Below are 18,087 nucleotides of genomic sequence, written 5' to 3'. Positions count from 1 at the left end.
AAACAGATCCTTCCCATATAGCAATGAGAAGGATAAGCCAAATTGTTGTGATTATTTTAGATCGCTTCTGGTTTTGCATATTCATCACGGTACTTCCAAACTTTTTCGTCAATCGTTACGCCCGTACTTGGACGATAGTGAATTTTAATAGAAGTAATCACTTCTTCTGCTCCAGCATCGACGCAAGCTTGTTGCGCACGTTTTATGACGTCAAGAAGTACATCTAACTCTCCTTCCAACGTTGTTTCCATTGCCCCTACTTCATAACGAACTCCCGACTGTTGTACAACTTCAATTGCTTTATCAACAACGGAATACACATCTTTGTTCTTCGCTTGTGGTACTACTGAAAATGAAATTGTAACTTGTTGTGACATAATAAAATCCCCCTTACAAAATATGGTTTCAAAAAAAGAAAAGGCTTTCCTACCATGTAGGAAAGCCTTGTATACAAGTTATTCTATAATAACTTATGCTACATCACTTTAAAGTAACTCCCTACGCTGGCATTATCCAGATCAGGTTGAGGGTCGATGTATACTTACATCCTCTCAGCCAATTGGCTCCCCGGTTCTTAATTCGTTTTCATTGTAGCATGATTTATTTTATTGAACAAACAAAAGCGTACATATCATTTCATTATTTTTGGAAAATATACAACTTCTTCACCATGAGCTAATAATTGCTGAATAAATTCTTTATTAATCGCTGGCACTACCAGTTCTTTTTTCTTAATCCATTCATTCGTTCTACGAGTACCCATTACAATTTCAGATTGCTGTGCTCCATCTCCTGCAACTTGAGAAGCAATTAGCTCTGCTATTACTTCATCTTCCTTGGATTGATCCATCGCTAATTCTATCGGAATACCAATTGGACAAACTTTCATATTGTCATTTAATATCCAAACTTTATAATTATCCGCTGGAATTGGATAAGTAGTTGTTGTAATTGTGCATTCTGTCGGACCATATGCATTATTCAATTGAACATGAGTACCAATTCTCTCCCGCCATAATTTCACTACTTCAGCAGTAAGCATTTCTCCACCAACTGCAATTCTCTTTAATGAATCCAACTTATATTTACTTTCATCTGGAAGGTATATTGCTACTTGTTGTAAGAAAATTGTAGCTAATCCTAAAATAGATGTTGCCTTTTCTTTATAAATTGCATTTGCAAAAGCATCGACTGAAAGTCTTTGCTCATCTAATAAAACATATACATTTCCACCACAGAATAATGAAGCAAATAACTCCCAAATAGACGCATCAAAACTAAATGATGGAAACTGTGCAAAAACATCTTCTTCAGTTAATCCATAATGTCTTTGCATCCATGTACATAAATTAACTACTCCGCGGTGCGTTAACATTGTTCCTTTCGGATTTCCTGTAGAACCTGATGTGTAAATCATATATGCAATATCATCAAGATGAATTGATGAGCATACATCCGTATTTGGAAATTTATCAATATCGTAAAGAGACAACTCTTGCATACCTTCATACGGAATTTTCGTTTCCTTCGTTAAAACTAATTTAGATTGACTATCTTCAATAATATCCTGCACACGGTTTGCAGGATAATCTGGATCGATTGGTATATAGGAAGCGCCTGTTTTTAAAATTGCTAATAAACTTACTACCGTATCAATACTTCGCTTCATAAAGATACCGACAGAATCGCCTTGTTTCACTCCATTATGTAATAACATATGAGCGATTTGGTTACTTTTTTTATTTAGTTGTTCATATGTTAATGTTCCTTCTAACGAAGATAAAGCTATACAATTTGAAAACTTCCTTACTGTTTCATAAAACATATCGGAAATACTCTTATTCGGATATGGTACTTCTATATGATTTATCTCTTTATATATTGCTAACTCTTCTTCTGGAATAATATCCATAGCTACAATACATTGCTTCTCGTTTGTAATTCCTTGCTGTAATACATACTCAATTTGCTCTATATAACGAGTCGCTGTTTTTTCTTCCAATTGCATTTTATTATAAGAAACCTCAAAGCAATTATTCTTTACTTCAATAAAGTTCAACTGACTATTTCTATTCTCTTTTCCTACTGTAACTGCAGGTTTCCCTCATCATATTGTAATAATACCTTTTGTACTTCTTCCATGTTTTCTAACTGCACAATTTGATCATTAATTTCTACTTTTAGCTCTTCATAAGAAAGTTCCTCTGAAATCGTAATACATAACGGATAACTACTCTGTTCCATATAATGAGGAATCACTATACATTTTTCATTACTAACATGATGTAACCATACAAAAGTAGCGACTATTATATCTAACTTACTATGTTCGATCGCTTGTATATCCTTAATTTTCATCTGCTTATATTCGTTTACTTGAAAATCCTTCGGTATCATAAGTGGTTCATAATTTTGTTGCGAAAATTGTTCATATCTCTCCACATATGAACGTTTTAAGAAAATACTCATACTGAATCCTCTCGCTCTCCATAAAATAAAGTGAAACTTTAATCAGTGGGGGTGTTCATCACCCACTGATTAAAGTTTCACTTCCAACATCCTTAAATTTATATATTATACTATTAATTAAATAAAGAAAGGTGCAGATTATATCTACACCTTTCTTTATTTAATTAACTTTTAAATTCTCCAATCAACCCTTGTAACTCCTGTGAAAGCCAACTTAAAGAAGTAGCTAATTCTGCTATATCTTGCACAGACATTTCTTGCTCCTTCATACTCTCTTCAACGTTACTACTACTGTTTGCATATGTATTTGCAATATGAGATAGCTCATTTACAACTTGTACAATATTTTGGCTATTTTGCAGAATATCACTTGAATTGCTAGAAACGGCTCTAACTTGATTTGTAACAGATTGTGCTGATTTTGAAATTTTCTCGAAGAATGAACCGCTACTTTGAACAAGTGTAATTCCAGACTCTACCTCTTTTGAACCTTTCTGCATTGAAACTACAGCATCTTCTGCTTCAGCCTGTGTTTCCCCTATTAATTTAGCTATATCTTTTGCTGATGCTTCTGTTTGTTCTGCTAATTTACGCACTTCATCAGCAACAACGGCAAACCCTCTTCCAGCTGCCCCAGCACGTGAAGCTTCAATGGAAGCATTTAAAGCTAATAAATTCGTTTGATTTGAAATACCTGTAATTACAGTTACAATATCACTTATTTGTTTTGATCTTGTTTCCAACGAATAAATGATAGAAGATAAATCTTGTACTGCTTTTTGAATTGAACTCATTTGATTAATAATTTGTTCAATAACTCCATTACCCTCAACCGAATGTTGCTCCATACCTTCTGAAGTAGTGGCAACTTGTTTCGCAGCCCCTGTTATTTCTTCCATCTTATGTTCCATTTCATGTACAATCCATAAACATTGTTGTACAGAAGTTTCTTGCGACTGAGCACTAGCTCTTAATCCTACAATAGAACCCGCAATCTCTTGAACTGCCATACTATTCTCCTCTGTACTTGCTGACAATTCTTGCGAAGATGAAGAAACCTGTTCTGCCGTCTGCTTCACTTTATCTATAATTCCTTTAAACTTCTCAATTGTGTTATTAAAATACGAATTAATAATACCGATATCATCTTGTCTTTCCACTAATTCAATACTTAAATCTCCTTCACCCACTTTACGTAATCCTTCACGTAAATCTTGTAATGGAGCAAGTGAATTACGTACAATCAAGAATTGAATAAAAGTCGCAATTAAAACTGAAATACAAATAAACATTAAACCTTGCATAATAAATTTCTTCTTTGTACTAGGAACAATAGACGCATCTAAATCAGCTGCAACAATTGCAACAATATTTTCTTCTCCATCTGTAATTGGCTCTAATATTGTTACCCATGATCCCAGTTCATCTTCATATATTTCCGTCATTTGTGCTTTTTTCGTGGCCATTACTTTATCGTATGCCTTCATCCAACGAACTGGTTGTTCATAATAGTCTCCTGGTTTTACTTGAACAGCATTCGCTAATTCTGTAGCCAAACCAACTACTTGAAGCTCACCTTTTGCATTTGTTTTTGCTCCAACAACATACGTTTGTCCAACACTTTTCAATTCTTTTGTAACTTCATCTAACTGCTCTGTTAATTTAGCTCTTTTTTCTTTTTGTGCCGTCGGGTTTTTCGCGACATCTCTTACTACTTCTGCCTCTAATTTATGTAATACCGTATCTCCCGTTTCAATAGACTGTCTTTCAAATATAGACATCATACTATTTTGAAACATATTAAAACTTAACGCCCCCATACTACCAACAAGCGTTAAAATAACGAGTACAGTTAACAATACATTCTTTTGAAGAAACGATAGCTTATGCCAATATTTTTTCATTCACATTACCTTCCTTAATTCAGTTAATACAAAATAATAATTTCAAAACACATCCTTTAATTGATAACTATTCTCAAATATAAACCCAAAAAAAAAGACCAATGAAAAAGCATTGGTCAAAACCAACCCTATCCGTCCGGTAACTGGCTAGCATAGTCGTTTGACCTTAGCCCCTGTAGTTTTGCGTCCTCATGTTTCCATCAGTTTGCCTTTCTCGCTGAACGAGTTGAACGATATGGGAGTTCTATGAGAATTTAAATATTCTCTTTCAAAGATTACAACATAAAAATTAAAATGTCCACTTATTTAGAGATCTAAATATGAAGTTTTAATGTATTATTTTTTCGAAATAATTTAACAAAATACGTGAATGTTACATTTCTTGTGTTATATAATAAAAAACGTATATAACACAAGGATTATTCCAGATATTCATTTAATTTTCATTCAAATTAAACTATTTGGATATATCTTAACTTACGAATTCCGGAGGTAGTTTATCATGTTTTGGCTACAATTTCTTACTTTACTACTCTGCATTTTTATTGGCGCACGCTTAGGCGGAGTTGGTCTAGGAGTAATGGGTGGCGTTGGTATGGCAATACTTGTTTTCGTCTTCCACTTACAACCTACAGCTCCTCCTATTGATGTAATGCTTATGATTTTAGCAGTAATTACAGCTGCCGGTGCTTTGCAAGCTGCTGGAGGAATGGATTATCTCGTCTACCTTGCTGAGAAAGCATTACGAAAAAATCCAAAGCGCATTACATTTTTTGCTCCTATTGTTACTTATTTATTCACGCTATGCGCAGGAACTGGTCATGTCGCTTATTCTGTACTTCCCGTTATCGCCGAAGTATCTCGTGAATCAGGAATTAGACCTGAACGACCAATGTCAATTGCCGTTATCGCTTCCCAGCAGGCAATTACAGCTAGTCCAATATCGGCTGCAACAGTTGCACTTTTAGCAATGTTAGCCGACTATAAAATCACCTTGTTAGATATTTTAAAAGTCAGTATCCCTTCTACTTTCATCGCTTGTATGGTAGCTGCATTCGTTGCTAGTAAAATGGGAAAAGAATTAAATGAAGACCCTGAATACTTGAAGCGATTAAAAGAGGGAATGATCCCTAAACTTGAAGAGAAAAAAGAATTTGCAGGTTCAAAAGGCGCGAAATTATCAGTTATTCTTTTCCTAGTCGCAACTTTCCTTGTTGTACTTCTCGGTTCATTTGAAACACTTCGTCCAGGATGGATGGTTGATGGGAAATTAGTTCGTCTGTCAATGCCAAACACAATTGAAATGGTCATGTTAACCATTGCTGCTCTTATTATTATTTTCTGTAAACCAAATGTGGAAAGCATTGTAACTGGTAACGTCTTTAAAGCAGGCGCAACAGCAGTTGTTGCTATTTTTGGTATCGCTTGGATGGGAGATACTTTCTTCAACGGAAACTTAAATATAATTCAAGGGTCAATTCAACACTTAGTGACAAGTGCACCATGGCTATTTGCTATCGCACTATTCATTCTATCTATTTTACTGTATAGCCAAGCAGCAACAGTTCGTGCTTTAGTGCCACTTGGACTATCACTTGGTATTCCGCCAGCATTACTTATTGCAATGTTCCCTGCAGTAAATGGATACTTCTTCATTCCAAATTACGGGACAATCGTTGCTGCAATTAATTTTGATCGCACTGGTACAACAGGAATTGGCAAATATGTTTTAAATCATAGCTTTATGATTCCTGGCCTGATCGCAACCTTTACTTCTATCGGAATTGGAATGCTCTTAATTTCAATTATGTTTTAAATAAAAGCACAAACCTACAATTTAAAAGGGTTTGTGCTTTTTTAATCAAACGTTTGTTTAAATAAAGTGAAACTTTAATCAGTGGGGGTTTTGTTCATCCCCCACTGATTATTATCCCGCAAATAGCGGGATAAACGAAGCAACTCATTTTGCGACTCTACAAACTCTTATTTACTTCCTCAGCTAATTTCTTCGTACTTTCATACGCAGATTCCGCTAAGCTAATCGCTGAAATAACTGAAACACCTTCTGCACCCGCGTCTATAACTGAAGCCGTATTTTCAATTGTAATCCCACCAATCCCAACGATCGGTATTGTAATCTCTTGTTCCCTAAAATACTTTAGACCTTTCGTTCCTTGAACCGCTTTCGTATCTTTTTTCGTGCTCGTCGGGAAAATTGGACCAACTCCTAAATAATCGGCTCCATTTTCAATCGCCCAGCGTGCTTCTTCAATTGTATGTGTAGATACTCCAATAATTTTATCTCCCATTTTTTTACGAACAGATGTAATTCCTTCATCATCTTGTCCAACATGCACGCCATCTGCATCTAACTCGAGGGCTAGTTCTACATCATCATTTACGATGAATGGTACACCATACTCCTTGCAAAGCGCTTGTAGTTCTTTCGCAAAATCAATACGTTTCTCTCCCGTTAAAGCTCCTTCTCCCTTTTCACGAAATTGAAAAATTGTTATACCACCTTCTAGTGCATCTCTCAATACTTGTAGTGGCTCCTTCGTACAATTGTTACTTCCCATAATAAAATATACTGGTAATAACCTAGACATTTCATCCATTGTAATACGCGACATCTAGTTCCCCCTCCTTACTGTATAACCTCAATCTTCCCATACTTCTCAATATCATCTGAAGTCGTATTCGCCAACTGATTTAAAAATTCAATTTGGAAGCTTCCTGGTCCATTCTCTACAGTTTTCGAAGCCGCTATTTCTGCTGCTACTCCATAAAACGTTAAAGCCGCGACCGCTGCCTTCATATAATTTTTTTCAACCGCTGCAAATGCTCCTATTACAGAAGTTAATAAGCAGCCTGTCCCGGTAACTTTCGTTAAAATAGGATGGCCATTTCGAATAAGAATAGTTCGCTCTCCATCTGTAACAACATCTTCTTCTCTAGTAATTACCGCAACTGTATTTAATTCATCCGCTGCCTGTTTTGCAATATTTACAACATTACCATTTCCTGTACCAGCGTCTACACCTTTAATTTCCCATTTCTCATTAATAACATTAGCAATTTCAGCTGCATTTCCGCGGATTATCGCTAAATCTATTTCAGCTGGAATATGTCTCGCCACTTCTGTTCGATAAGAAGTTGCTCCTGCCCCAACTGGGTCAAATAATACTGGTACATGATGTTTATTTGCTGATTTCCCAGCAATGAGCATTGCTTCTACCTCTTCAGAACGAAGTGTCCCCATATTTAAAACAAGCGCGTCCGCAATGCTAGCCATTTCTGCTACTTCTTCTTTTGCATACGCCATTACAGGCGATGCTCCTAATGCTAACAAACCGTTTGCTGTAAAATTCGTTACAACAACATTTGTAATATTATGAACGAGCGGATTAGACTCTCTTACCAAATCCACTACTTTACTAATTTCTTTCATATTCATCCTTTTCATCTCCTAACTATAGTGATGGGAGATACACAAAAAGGCACTTTGCGCGTACGCAAAGTGCCTGAACATGTGCTTTTACACTCTCCCTACGCTGGCATTATCCAACAGGTTCAAATGGTCAATGACGGACTATTAGTCATACTCTCAGTTTGCATCCACAAACTCCCATGTGTTTATTATTCATCTACTTCAAAGTCTACCCTTATTCTAATAAAATGACAAGCTCTTTACTTCCTTACATAAAATGGGACTTTAATCAAAAAACATACAAACCTTAGGCGCAACTGAATCTCAAGAAGATGTGTGCTATATTTAACGTATGGAAATTTGAAAGGATGTTTTTAATATGGTAAAAAGCGTTGTAATTGCTGAAAAACCTTCCGTTGCACGAGATATTGCTCACGTACTGAAGTGTGATAAAAAAGGAAACGGCTATCTTGAAGGTAGTAAATATATTGTAACTTGGGCTTTAGGTCATCTCGTTACATTAGCTGATCCAGAAAGCTATGATGTGAAATATAAAAATTGGAATTTAGAAGATTTACCGATGCTACCGGAGCGTTTGAAATTAACAGTTATTAAACAAACTGGTAAACAATTCAATGCTGTGAAAAGCCAGCTACTTAGAAAAGATGTAAATGAAATCATTATAGCTACTGACGCCGGTCGTGAGGGCGAGTTGGTCGCACGCTGGATTATCGATAAAGTTAAAATGCAGAAACCGATTAAACGTCTATGGATTTCATCTGTTACCGATAAAGCAATTAAAGATGGCTTCGCAAATTTAAAGCCAGGAAAAGCATATGACAATCTATACGCTTCAGCTGTCGCACGTTCAGAGGCTGACTGGTATATCGGTCTTAATGCGACTCGAGCATTAACTACTCGCTTTAATGCCCAACTAAATTGTGGTCGTGTGCAAACACCTACTGTAGCCATGATTGCAAGCCGTGAAGATGAAATCAAACATTTCAAAGCTCAAACTTACTATGGTATCGAAGCTCAAACAGCTGAGAGATTAAAGCTAACTTGGCAAGATACAAAAGGAAATAGCCGTAGCTTTAATAAAGAAAAAACTGATGCAATCGTAAACAAAATTAGTAAGCAAAATGCTACTGTTGTAGACATTGATAAAAAACAAAAGAAATCATTCGCCCCTGGTCTTTACGATTTAACTGAACTACAACGTGATGCGAATAAAATATTTGGTTACTCTGCGAAAGAAACATTAAACATTATGCAAAAATTATATGAACAGCATAAAGTTTTAACGTACCCTCGTACAGATTCACGCTATATTTCATCTGATATTGTCGGAACACTTCCAGAGCGTCTGAAGGCTTGTGGAGTTGGAGAATACCGTCCTTTAGCACATAAAGTATTGCAGAAACCTGTAAAATCTAATAAATCATTTGTTGATGATAGTAAAGTAAGTGATCATCACGCAATTATTCCAACAGAGAGCTATGTAAACTTCTCAGCTTTCACCGATAAAGAACGTAAAATTTATGACTTAGTTGTAAAACGTTTCTTAGCTGTTTTATTCCCGGCCTTTGAATATGAACAACTAACATTGCGCACGAAAATTGGTGACGAAACGTTCATCGCACGTGGAAAAACGATTTTACATGCTGGTTGGAAAGAGGTTTATGAAAATCGATTTGAAGATGATGATGCAATCGATGATGTAAAAGAACAAATCTTACCTCGCATCGAAAAAGGCGACACATTAAACGTAAAACTAATTGTCCAAACATCAGGTCAAACGAAAGCACCTGCACGTTTTAATGAAGCAACATTACTTTCAGCGATGGAAAACCCAACAAAATACATGGATACGCAAAACAAACAACTTGCTGATACATTAAAATCAACTGGTGGGTTAGGTACTGTAGCTACACGTGCTGATATTATCGACAAGTTATTCAATTCGTTCTTACTTGAAAAACGTGGTAAAGATATTCATATTACTTCAAAAGGCCGTCAGTTACTTGATTTAGTGCCAGAAGAACTGAAATCTCCTACACTAACTGGTGAATGGGAGCAAAAGTTAGAAGCTATCGCTAAAGGAAAGTTAAAGAAAGAAGTATTCATTTCAGAAATGAAGAACTATACGAAGGAAATTGTTACTGAAATTAAATCAAGCGATAAAAAATATAAGCACGACAACATTTCAACGAAGACTTGTCCAGACTGTGGTAAACCAATGTTAGAAGTAAACGGTAAAAAAGGTAAAATGCTTGTATGCCAAGATCGCGAATGTGGTCACCGTAAAAATGTATCCCGCACCACAAACGCACGCTGTCCTCAGTGTAAAAAGAAACTAGAACTTCGTGGTGAAGGAGCAGGCCAAATTTTCGCATGTACATGTGGCTATCGTGAGAAACTTTCTACATTCCAAGAGAGACGTAAAAAAGAATCCGGCAGCAAAGCTGATAAACGTGACGTCCAAAAATATATGAAACAACAGAACAAAGAAGAAGAACCATTAAACAATCCATTCGCAGAAGCATTAAAGAAATTAAAATTTGATTAAACAAAAAGGTTCCTACCACTATCGGTAGGAACCTTTTATTTTAATGAATAATTTTACTTCCTTTTGCGTTCTCAACAAACTTTTCACTTGATTTGTTAATTGGTTTTTTCAGTAATAATGCAGCCACAACCATGATTACTACGAAAGCACTTAACACAAGTAAATCTCTAGTTACTATATCCCAAAGCATTCCACCTACTGTTTCACGAATTGCACTAATAGCATATGTGAATGGTAAGAACGGATAAAGTGCTTGGAAGAACGGTGGTGTCATTTGAATTGGGAATGTACCGCCCGATCCTGCTACTTGCAGTACAAGTAAAATGATCGCCATCGATTTCCCAACGTTTCCGAAAATAGAAACGAGTGAGTACACGATACAAACAAATACTCCCCCAATAAATAAACTAAATAACACAAACCAGAATTTGTCGACTACGTACGTACCGAGTAAGAATATATCCCCCATCGATACGATAAACGCCTGTGAAAGACCTATCGTTAAGAATGTTAATAAACGTCCAAAGTATATTTCATGGCTCTTATAATTAGCGCCCTCTTCATGTACTTCTACCGTTAATAGTGAAACCATTAATAGTGCGCCTACCCATAATGCAAGCACTGTATAGAATGGTGACATTGCTGAACCGTAGTTCGGCATTGCAAATAATTTATTCTCTTTTAAATTCACTGGATTTGCAAAGTAGTCACTTTGCTTTTCAACATCGTTTTTCAATAAGCGTATGATGTCTTTTATATCCTCTTCAGATTCAAAATCACGAATTTTATTTGCTAATTCTTTAATCTTTTTCTCAGTCTCCGGCATTTCAGCTTTAATGTCTGCTAATTTCTTTCTACCGTCTACTAAGCCTTTTGATGAATCTTCTAGTAATTTTTTAACATCTGGAAGCTTTTTGTCTGCATCATTTAAAATTTGAGTTGTATTTTTCGACATCTCTTTTGTACGAGCAATTGCTGTATTGAAGCCTGGTACAATTTCTGCATCATACGTCGATAATACATCTGTTAATTGAGCTGATCCGCCTTTTGCTGCATTGTTAATACTTTCAATTACATCTTTTGTAGGCTTCTGCCCATTATTAATAAGTGTAATTCCCTTATTCGTTGCATCTACACCTTTTTGTAAACTACTTTTCGCTTTATTTAACTTTGTAATTCCATTATTAAGGTTTTTATCACTATTCACATCTGCTAAAACCTTATTTGTGCTTTCTAGAACTGGAATCATATCGTCAATTAAACCGATGCCAGATTGGAATTGACCATTTAAGCTGTTTAAAGCCGCTTTTGATCCTTCTAAACCGTTAACACCTTTATTCTGTAAATCCTCCATTGCTTTTTGGACGCTAGATTTAGTACTTTCAATACTATTTTTCGCTTTATCGTAATCTGCTTTTGCATTATCATATGCTGCATTTGCATCAACTTTAGCTTGATCTACTGTACTAACTGCTTTTTGATAATCTGCTACAAATGTTTCATTATAATCTTTTTCAGCTCGATCGATTAAAGCATTTGTTTCATTTAATTTCTGATTGATTCCATCTCGCACATCTTGTTTTACTTCTTGACCTGTGCTAATTAAATCGTTTAAACGTTTAAAGCGATTATTTAAATCTTGTTGTCCATTCTTAATATCCGTTAAATGCTCTTTTCTTGTTTTAAAGAAATTTTGCCCAAACTCAGTTTGAGCCCCTTGCTCTAAACGAGCCATAACATCAATTACATAAGAAAGATTGTCAATGTGCGTTTGAAGATTATTAGATATAGTCGAAATATTTTTCTTAGCTATCTCTGGATCCACGCTTCCATTTTGCAATCCATCCATAACACTTTGTGCATAAGCTGTTCCTGCACGGGATGAACTTAAAACATTATTGACTGTTTGATTAATATTTTGCGCTATATTTTTATAACCATCACTATTCAACTTAGAAAGGTCCGGTCTCACTGGGAATTCAGGCAATCCATTCATTCCAGACAAATCAGGAATGGCTAAATCCACACCCGGATTCATTAAAAAGTCAGTAAATGCAGCTGCACTATCCATAACACCTTGGGCTACTACTAAATCATTTCTTATCGTACCTGGAGCATTTTTCAATGTTTGATCTTGATTCGCAAAGAACTTATCTAAATTTGCCAATGCTTCCTGTCCATCATTTATTACACTCTCTACAACAGGTAAATCTTTTTGCGCTACTTTCACAATGTCTTCCGCTCGCGTCGCATCATCTAATGCTTTATCCACAAGTGTATTCATTTCTGGGAACTGTGCTTCTAACTTAAATACAAGATCTTTGACCTTTTCAATACTCGGTAAGTTAGTTTCTAAATCGATTCCAAGGTCATTGAAGATTTTAAAAATCTCACCGTTTGCTGTTTTAACAAAGTTTTTACTAACCTCTTCTGTAAGACCCGATGCACCTTTAGCTGTAATCTTCGGTGCAATGGCATTCACCTTTTCATTTACATAGTAATCAATTTCCGGTTTCTGTGGATTTTCATTCAAGACTGTTGCAATCTTTTCAGAAAAATCTTTTGGAATAGTAATACTTGCGGAATAATCTCCACGCTCTACTCCATAAATTGCTTGCTTTTCATCAACAAACTTCCACCCGAAATTTTTGTCCTTCTTAAGTGAATCTACAATTTCTTCCCCGATGTTAATATCTTTTCCTCTTAAATTTGATCCAACATCTTGGTTAGAAACTGCAATCTGGATTCCTTTCGTATTTCCGTAAGGATCCCAAGAAGCTTTAATGTTAAACCATGCATATAACGATGGTAAAATCATTAACCCTAAAACAATAACAATTGCAGCCCAATGTTTGGCTACATTCCGTAAATCTGTCTTATAAATACGCCAAATCTGTTTCATATAAGCAATCACCTAATTATATATTTTTCTTTCTTTAGAAAATGATACATGCATTTTGCAATTATATCACTTTCTACATCGTGGATTAAACGAAAACATACTATTTTTCCCATTAAATATTTCACTTACTTCATTATATAACGAAGTTAAAAAAGTATGCATACAAAATGACCAAATTAGTTTTACATTCAATAATAACAAATATATAGGAAATGTCATAAAAAATACAAGTATTTTCTCTTGGGAATACTTGTATTTATCAAAAAACCCTCCCAGCTTTTCATTATCTGTGAGGGTTTCTTCTATTATATATCTAATTGTACTTCTACACCGAAATGATCAGAAATTACATTTCGATTTGTTCCATTAAAAATGACTTTTGAAGAATTAACTGTTTTACTTTGATTGCTTAATATTAGGTCGATTCGTAATTTCTGTTTATTTTCATCCCAACCAGCAATCTCTCCTTGGACAGTTGTTCCTTCATCCTTCTCTATCGCTAGTTCATATGTGTCATATAAACCTTTTTGCATCGTATACTCATAACCCTCTCCTTCCAAACGAGCATTGTTATTAAAATCACCCATTAAGAAGAAAAGTTCATTGCTATTTACACGCTCCATTAAACGATCAACTTGGTCTTTGAATGATTCTTCTTCATCATTCCACCAACCGAGATGGCAAGAATAAAACGTTATATTCTTATCATTATAAGCAATTGTTGCACTTACAATTTTGCGTGTTTTCCAATACGTTGTATCCTTATTTTTTGAGACAAAGAACGTATCTTCCTTTACAATGTTGTGCTTTGTTATAATTGCTAATCCTTCTTCGTACACATCATATCCAATATGAGAGGAATCCCAAATAATATTGTATTCTTTTACGTTTAATGCTCTTAACTCTTCTAGCAGTAAAAGTCCAAAATTATCTTTTTTCTTGTTACCGCATACATTTTCAGCTTGTATAGACTGACTTACTTCTTGTAATGCGATCACATCATAATCTTCTTCTTGAATTGCTTTAGCAAGATACTTTATTTTTTCAATTTGATTCTCTTCTTGCCAAGAGTGACAATTTAAAGTTAGCAATTTCATATTATTACGCACCTAACATATCTTGAATGTCTGACTTTAATACGTCAGCTTTCGGGCCATATACGGCTTGTACACCTTTATCTTTAACAATAAGTCCTAAAGCACCATTTTGTTTCCATTGTGCTTCTGGTGCAACAACATCTAAATCTTTTACTGTTATACGTAAACGTGTCATACAAGCATCTACGTCAGCAATATTATCTTTTCCGCCCAATAAATCAATAACTTTTGTTGCTAATGAACCATCTTGTACATTTCCTGTTCCTTCTGATGACTCATCTTCATTATCAATATAGTTACCTGCACGTCCTGGTGTTGGTAAATTGAATTTTTTAATTAAGAAATTGAATAACGTAAAGTTAAGACCGAAGAACACTAATGAAACAATGACAAAGTTAATTAAATCTCTTGTTAATCCTGCATTGACCATCATTGGTGTACGTGTAATTAACTCAATAAATCCAAATGCATGAACACGTAAATCAATTAAATCTACTAATGCGAATGCAAGTCCTGTTGTAATTGCATACACAACATATAATACTGGCGCAATAAACATGAACATGAATTCAATTGGTTCTGTTACACCTGTTAAGAATACTGCTAATGCAGCTGATAAGAACATTGGTTTATATTTTGCACGTTTTTCCTTATCAACATTACGGAACATCGCAAATGCAATCCCCATTAACGCTGCTGTTGAGCCGATAACTTGTCCAGCTTTGAAACGAGCTGGTACAACGTTATTTAATAAATCGTTATATGCTTTCGTATCTCCATTTGCTAATAAGTTATTTAAATCTGTAATCCATGCAAGCCATAATGGGTCTTGTCCTGCTACAACTTGTCCAACTTTTGAACCAGTTAACATCGTATATGTTCCGCCTAGCTCTGTGTAGTTCATCGGAATCGTTAACATATGATGTAATCCAAACGGTAATAATAAACGTTCTAACGTTCCGTATACAAACGGTGCAACAATTGGTGCACTGTCTTTAGATGCTGCAATCCAGCGACCAAATTCATTTAATCCACTTTGGATAAATGGCCATACAAGTGATAATACAATCGCAGTAACTGTAGACCATACAATTACAACGAATGGCACGAATCGTTTTCCATTAAAGAATGCTAATGCCTGTGGCAGTTTATTATAGTTATAGTATTTGTTATATAAAGTAGCTCCTAGGAAACCTGTGATAATCCCTACGAAAACTCCCATGTTTAATGCTGGTGCACCAAGTACAGAAGTAAAGTAATCTTTTACAAGTAAATCTCCTGCTAATGATGAAGAAACTGTCGCTTTTGAATCCGCTAACATTTGAGCGTTTACGCCAAAAATAGCTCCTGTAATTCTGTTTGTTAAGACGAATGCTAACAGTGCTGCAAATGCACCACCTGCGCGATCCTTCGCCCAAGATCCCCCAATTGCTACTGCGAATAAAATGTGTAGGTTTGTAATAATTGCCCAACCGATGTCTTCCATTACTCGAGCAATTGTATGAACTGCGTTAATATCCCCAGCAGACATCCCAATTAACTTACCGATCGAAATCATTAAGCCCGCTGCCGGCATTACAGCTACAACAACTAACAATGCTTTCCCGAACTTTTGCCAAAAATCAAAAGACGTAATTTTCATCTGTTCTTCCTCCCCTTTATTTATAACAACATAATGATTTAAATTATAATTTCTGTTTCTCTTATGAAAACGATTCCTTCTTTTTTTGTTACGCAACCGTTTTCATAAATCTATTTTAATAAAAGCGTTTTCACATTGCAATAGAAATTTATTTTTTTTCATAAAAAAAGATGCTCCAAGAGCATCCTTTTTTATTATGAAATGCGATAAACCCTTGTTTCATAAGGTTTTAACGTGATTGTAGTTAATTGATCATGATCGGAAACTTTATAGTTATTTAAAAGCAAACGTTTGCGTTCTAGTGCAAATTTCTCCTCATTATACACTGCTTCCTCTTTCGAGATATTACTAATAACAATAATTTTTTCATCGTTTAATGTACGAGTATATGCGTAAATTTGCGGATTATCTTCTAAAAGTAAATCATACGTACCATAATTTAATACATCGTTCTCTTTTTTCAAGGCAATCATTTTTTTATAGAAATTGAAAATAGATCCCTCTTCATTTTTCTGCTTTTCAACATTAATTTCTTCATAATTTGGATTCATGCCAAACCAAGGTGTTCCCGTTGTAAAGCCAGCATTACTTTCAGCACTCCACTGCATAGGTGTACGTGAATTATCGCGGCAAGAAGCCCATATAATTTCCATCATATCTTGATGCGATACTCCTTCTGCAATTTTCTCACGATATAAATTTTTAACTGCTACATCATCATAATCTTCAATATTTGGGAACTGAACATTTGTCATACCAATTTCTTGTCCTTGATAAATAAACGGTGTGCCGTGCATAAAGAAATACATCGCACCTAAAGCCGTTGCACTTTCACGCCAATATTCTTTATCATTTCCCCAAGTAGACACAATACGTGGCTTATCATGATTTTCAATGTATAAAGCATTCCATCCCTTATTTTCTAAACCTTTTTGCCACTTTGTTAATACTTTTTTCAACTCAACAACGTCAAGATCTTTCTTCTTTTCTGCATCCCATAAGCTTAAATGCTCAAACTGGAATACCATATTGAATTTACCGTTCTCTTCTCCAACCCAAAGATCAGCATCTTCAACTTTCACACCATTTGCTTCTCCAACAGTCATAATATCGTATTTAGCAAATGTATTTTCTTTTAATTCTTCTAGTAATGGCTGAATACCATCTACATTCATATGTTTGTCAAAAGAAGGCACATACTTTAACCCTTTTGGGTTTGGCATATCCTGTAAACCATCTTCTTTTTTTATGTGGCTAATCGCATCAACGCGGAAACCATCAATACCTTTATCAAGCCACCAATTAACAGTATCATATAAAACTTCACGAACTTCTTTATTCTCCCAGTTTAAATCTGGTTGTTTACGCGAGAATAAATGTAAATAATATTGCTCTGTCACTTCATCATATTCCCATGTAGAACCATTAAAGATACTTTCCCAATTGTTTGGTTCCGCGCTGTCTTTACCATCATGCCAAATATACCAATCACGTTTCGGATTGTCTTTAGAAGAACGTGACTCAATAAACCACGGATGTTCATCACTTGTATGATTAATAACTAAATCAATAATAAGCTTCATATCACGCTTATGAACTTCATCTAGTAATGCATCAAAGTCTTCCATCGTACCAAATTCATCCATAATATCTTGATAGTCACTAATATCATAACCATTATCGTCATTAGGTGATTTATACATTGGACAAATCCAAATTACATCTATACCTAAATCTTTTAAATAATCCAGTTTTGCAATAATACCTTGTAAATCTCCAATACCATCACCATTTGAATCCATAAAGCTACGTGGATAAATTTGATAAGCGACAGCTTCTTTCCACCATGTCTTATTCATACTAATTCTCTCCTTTTGCATCCCATCGGATTTTTTATGCAAACGTTTTCGTAACACTATCATAACAAAATATGAATAGTTTGCAACTGTTTTCATTGAACTCTATGTAGATTCCTGATTCTTATGCTTTATTTATTTCTCACAAAGATAAAGTGGAACTTTAATCAGTGTGGGCTGTCCATCCCCCACTGATTATTAGCCCTTACCAATCGGAC

10 protein-coding genes, 2 pseudogenes and 3 riboswitches are annotated in these 18,087 nt (G+C 35.2%); of the genes and pseudogenes, 2 read left to right on the top strand and 10 right to left on the bottom strand.

Features of this window, described 5'->3' with window-relative positions; genetic code table 11:
- The 4 genes and pseudogenes from AC1DTM_RS06150 to AC1DTM_RS06135 all read right to left on the bottom strand — a co-directional run.
- Window positions 1-85 (bottom strand): annotated as a pseudogene (locus tag AC1DTM_RS06150) (ABC transporter permease); the annotation flags it as partial.
- Window positions 57-377, bottom strand: a complete 321-nt coding sequence (locus AC1DTM_RS06145) for an MTH1187 family thiamine-binding protein (protein WP_000082898.1) — start codon at window positions 375-377, stop codon at window positions 57-59. The pseudogene AC1DTM_RS06150 and the gene AC1DTM_RS06145, both read right to left, overlap by 29 nt.
- Before the next feature lie 101 nt (window positions 378-478).
- Window positions 479-580, bottom strand: a riboswitch (TPP riboswitch).
- A 264-nt stretch (window positions 581-844) separates the two neighbouring features.
- Window positions 845-2,469 (bottom strand): annotated as a pseudogene (locus AC1DTM_RS06140) (AMP-binding protein); the annotation flags it as partial.
- A gap of 164 nt (window positions 2,470-2,633) precedes the next feature.
- On the bottom strand, window positions 2,634-4,373 hold the full coding sequence (locus AC1DTM_RS06135; RefSeq protein ID WP_088098670.1) for a methyl-accepting chemotaxis protein: 1,740 nt from the start codon (window positions 4,371-4,373) through the stop codon (window positions 2,634-2,636).
- Window positions 4,374-4,508: 135 nt separating this feature from the next.
- Window positions 4,509-4,593: riboswitch (cyclic di-GMP riboswitch) on the bottom strand.
- 282 nt (window positions 4,594-4,875) lie between these two features.
- Between AC1DTM_RS06135 and AC1DTM_RS06130 the strand changes: the two genes are divergently transcribed.
- A complete protein-coding gene (locus AC1DTM_RS06130; RefSeq protein WP_088098669.1) occupies window positions 4,876-6,189 on the top strand; it encodes an anaerobic C4-dicarboxylate transporter family protein in 1,314 nt (437 codons plus the stop codon).
- 157 nt (window positions 6,190-6,346) lie between these two features.
- Here AC1DTM_RS06130 and thiE read toward each other — a convergent pair whose 3' ends face one another.
- Window positions 6,347-7,006: a thiamine phosphate synthase gene (gene thiE, locus AC1DTM_RS06125; RefSeq protein ID WP_088098668.1), complete on the bottom strand. Its 660-nt coding sequence runs from the start codon at window positions 7,004-7,006 to the stop codon at window positions 6,347-6,349.
- Between the two features lie 14 nt (window positions 7,007-7,020).
- Entirely contained in the window at window positions 7,021-7,830 is an 810-nt protein-coding gene (gene thiM, locus AC1DTM_RS06120) for a hydroxyethylthiazole kinase (RefSeq protein ID WP_088098667.1), read from the bottom strand.
- 72 nt (window positions 7,831-7,902) lie between these two features.
- Window positions 7,903-8,015: riboswitch (TPP riboswitch) on the bottom strand.
- Window positions 8,016-8,182: 167 nt separating this feature from the next.
- Between thiM and topB the strand changes: the two genes are divergently transcribed.
- Complete coding sequence (gene topB / locus AC1DTM_RS06115; RefSeq protein WP_088098666.1) at window positions 8,183-10,372, top strand: DNA topoisomerase III; 2,190 nt, start codon at window positions 8,183-8,185, stop codon at window positions 10,370-10,372.
- 40 nt (window positions 10,373-10,412) lie between these two features.
- On the opposite strand, the gene AC1DTM_RS06110 is transcribed toward topB, so the two are convergent.
- The 4 genes from AC1DTM_RS06110 to AC1DTM_RS06095 all read right to left on the bottom strand — a co-directional run bounded on the left by AC1DTM_RS06110 (window position 10,413) and on the right by AC1DTM_RS06095 (window position 17,872).
- Complete coding sequence (locus AC1DTM_RS06110; protein ID WP_088098665.1) at window positions 10,413-13,274, bottom strand: YhgE/Pip domain-containing protein; 2,862 nt, start codon at window positions 13,272-13,274, stop codon at window positions 10,413-10,415.
- Between the two features lie 305 nt (window positions 13,275-13,579).
- Window positions 13,580-14,371 (bottom strand): endonuclease/exonuclease/phosphatase family protein, encoded by a 792-nt coding sequence (locus AC1DTM_RS06105; protein ID WP_016103423.1) that lies wholly within the window; start codon window positions 14,369-14,371, stop codon window positions 13,580-13,582.
- 4 nt (window positions 14,372-14,375) lie between these two features.
- Window positions 14,376-16,013 (bottom strand): PTS transporter subunit IIBC, encoded by a 1,638-nt coding sequence (locus tag AC1DTM_RS06100; RefSeq protein WP_016103422.1) that lies wholly within the window; start codon window positions 16,011-16,013, stop codon window positions 14,376-14,378.
- 194 nt (window positions 16,014-16,207) lie between these two features.
- Window positions 16,208-17,872: a glycoside hydrolase family 13 protein gene (locus AC1DTM_RS06095; protein ID WP_088098664.1), complete on the bottom strand. Its 1,665-nt coding sequence runs from the start codon at window positions 17,870-17,872 to the stop codon at window positions 16,208-16,210.
- Window positions 17,873-18,087 lie beyond the last annotated feature (215 nt).

This window comes from Bacillus sp. P4_D3 (assembly GCF_056401855.1).
This window is presented reverse-complemented; position numbering and strand designations above follow the sequence as displayed.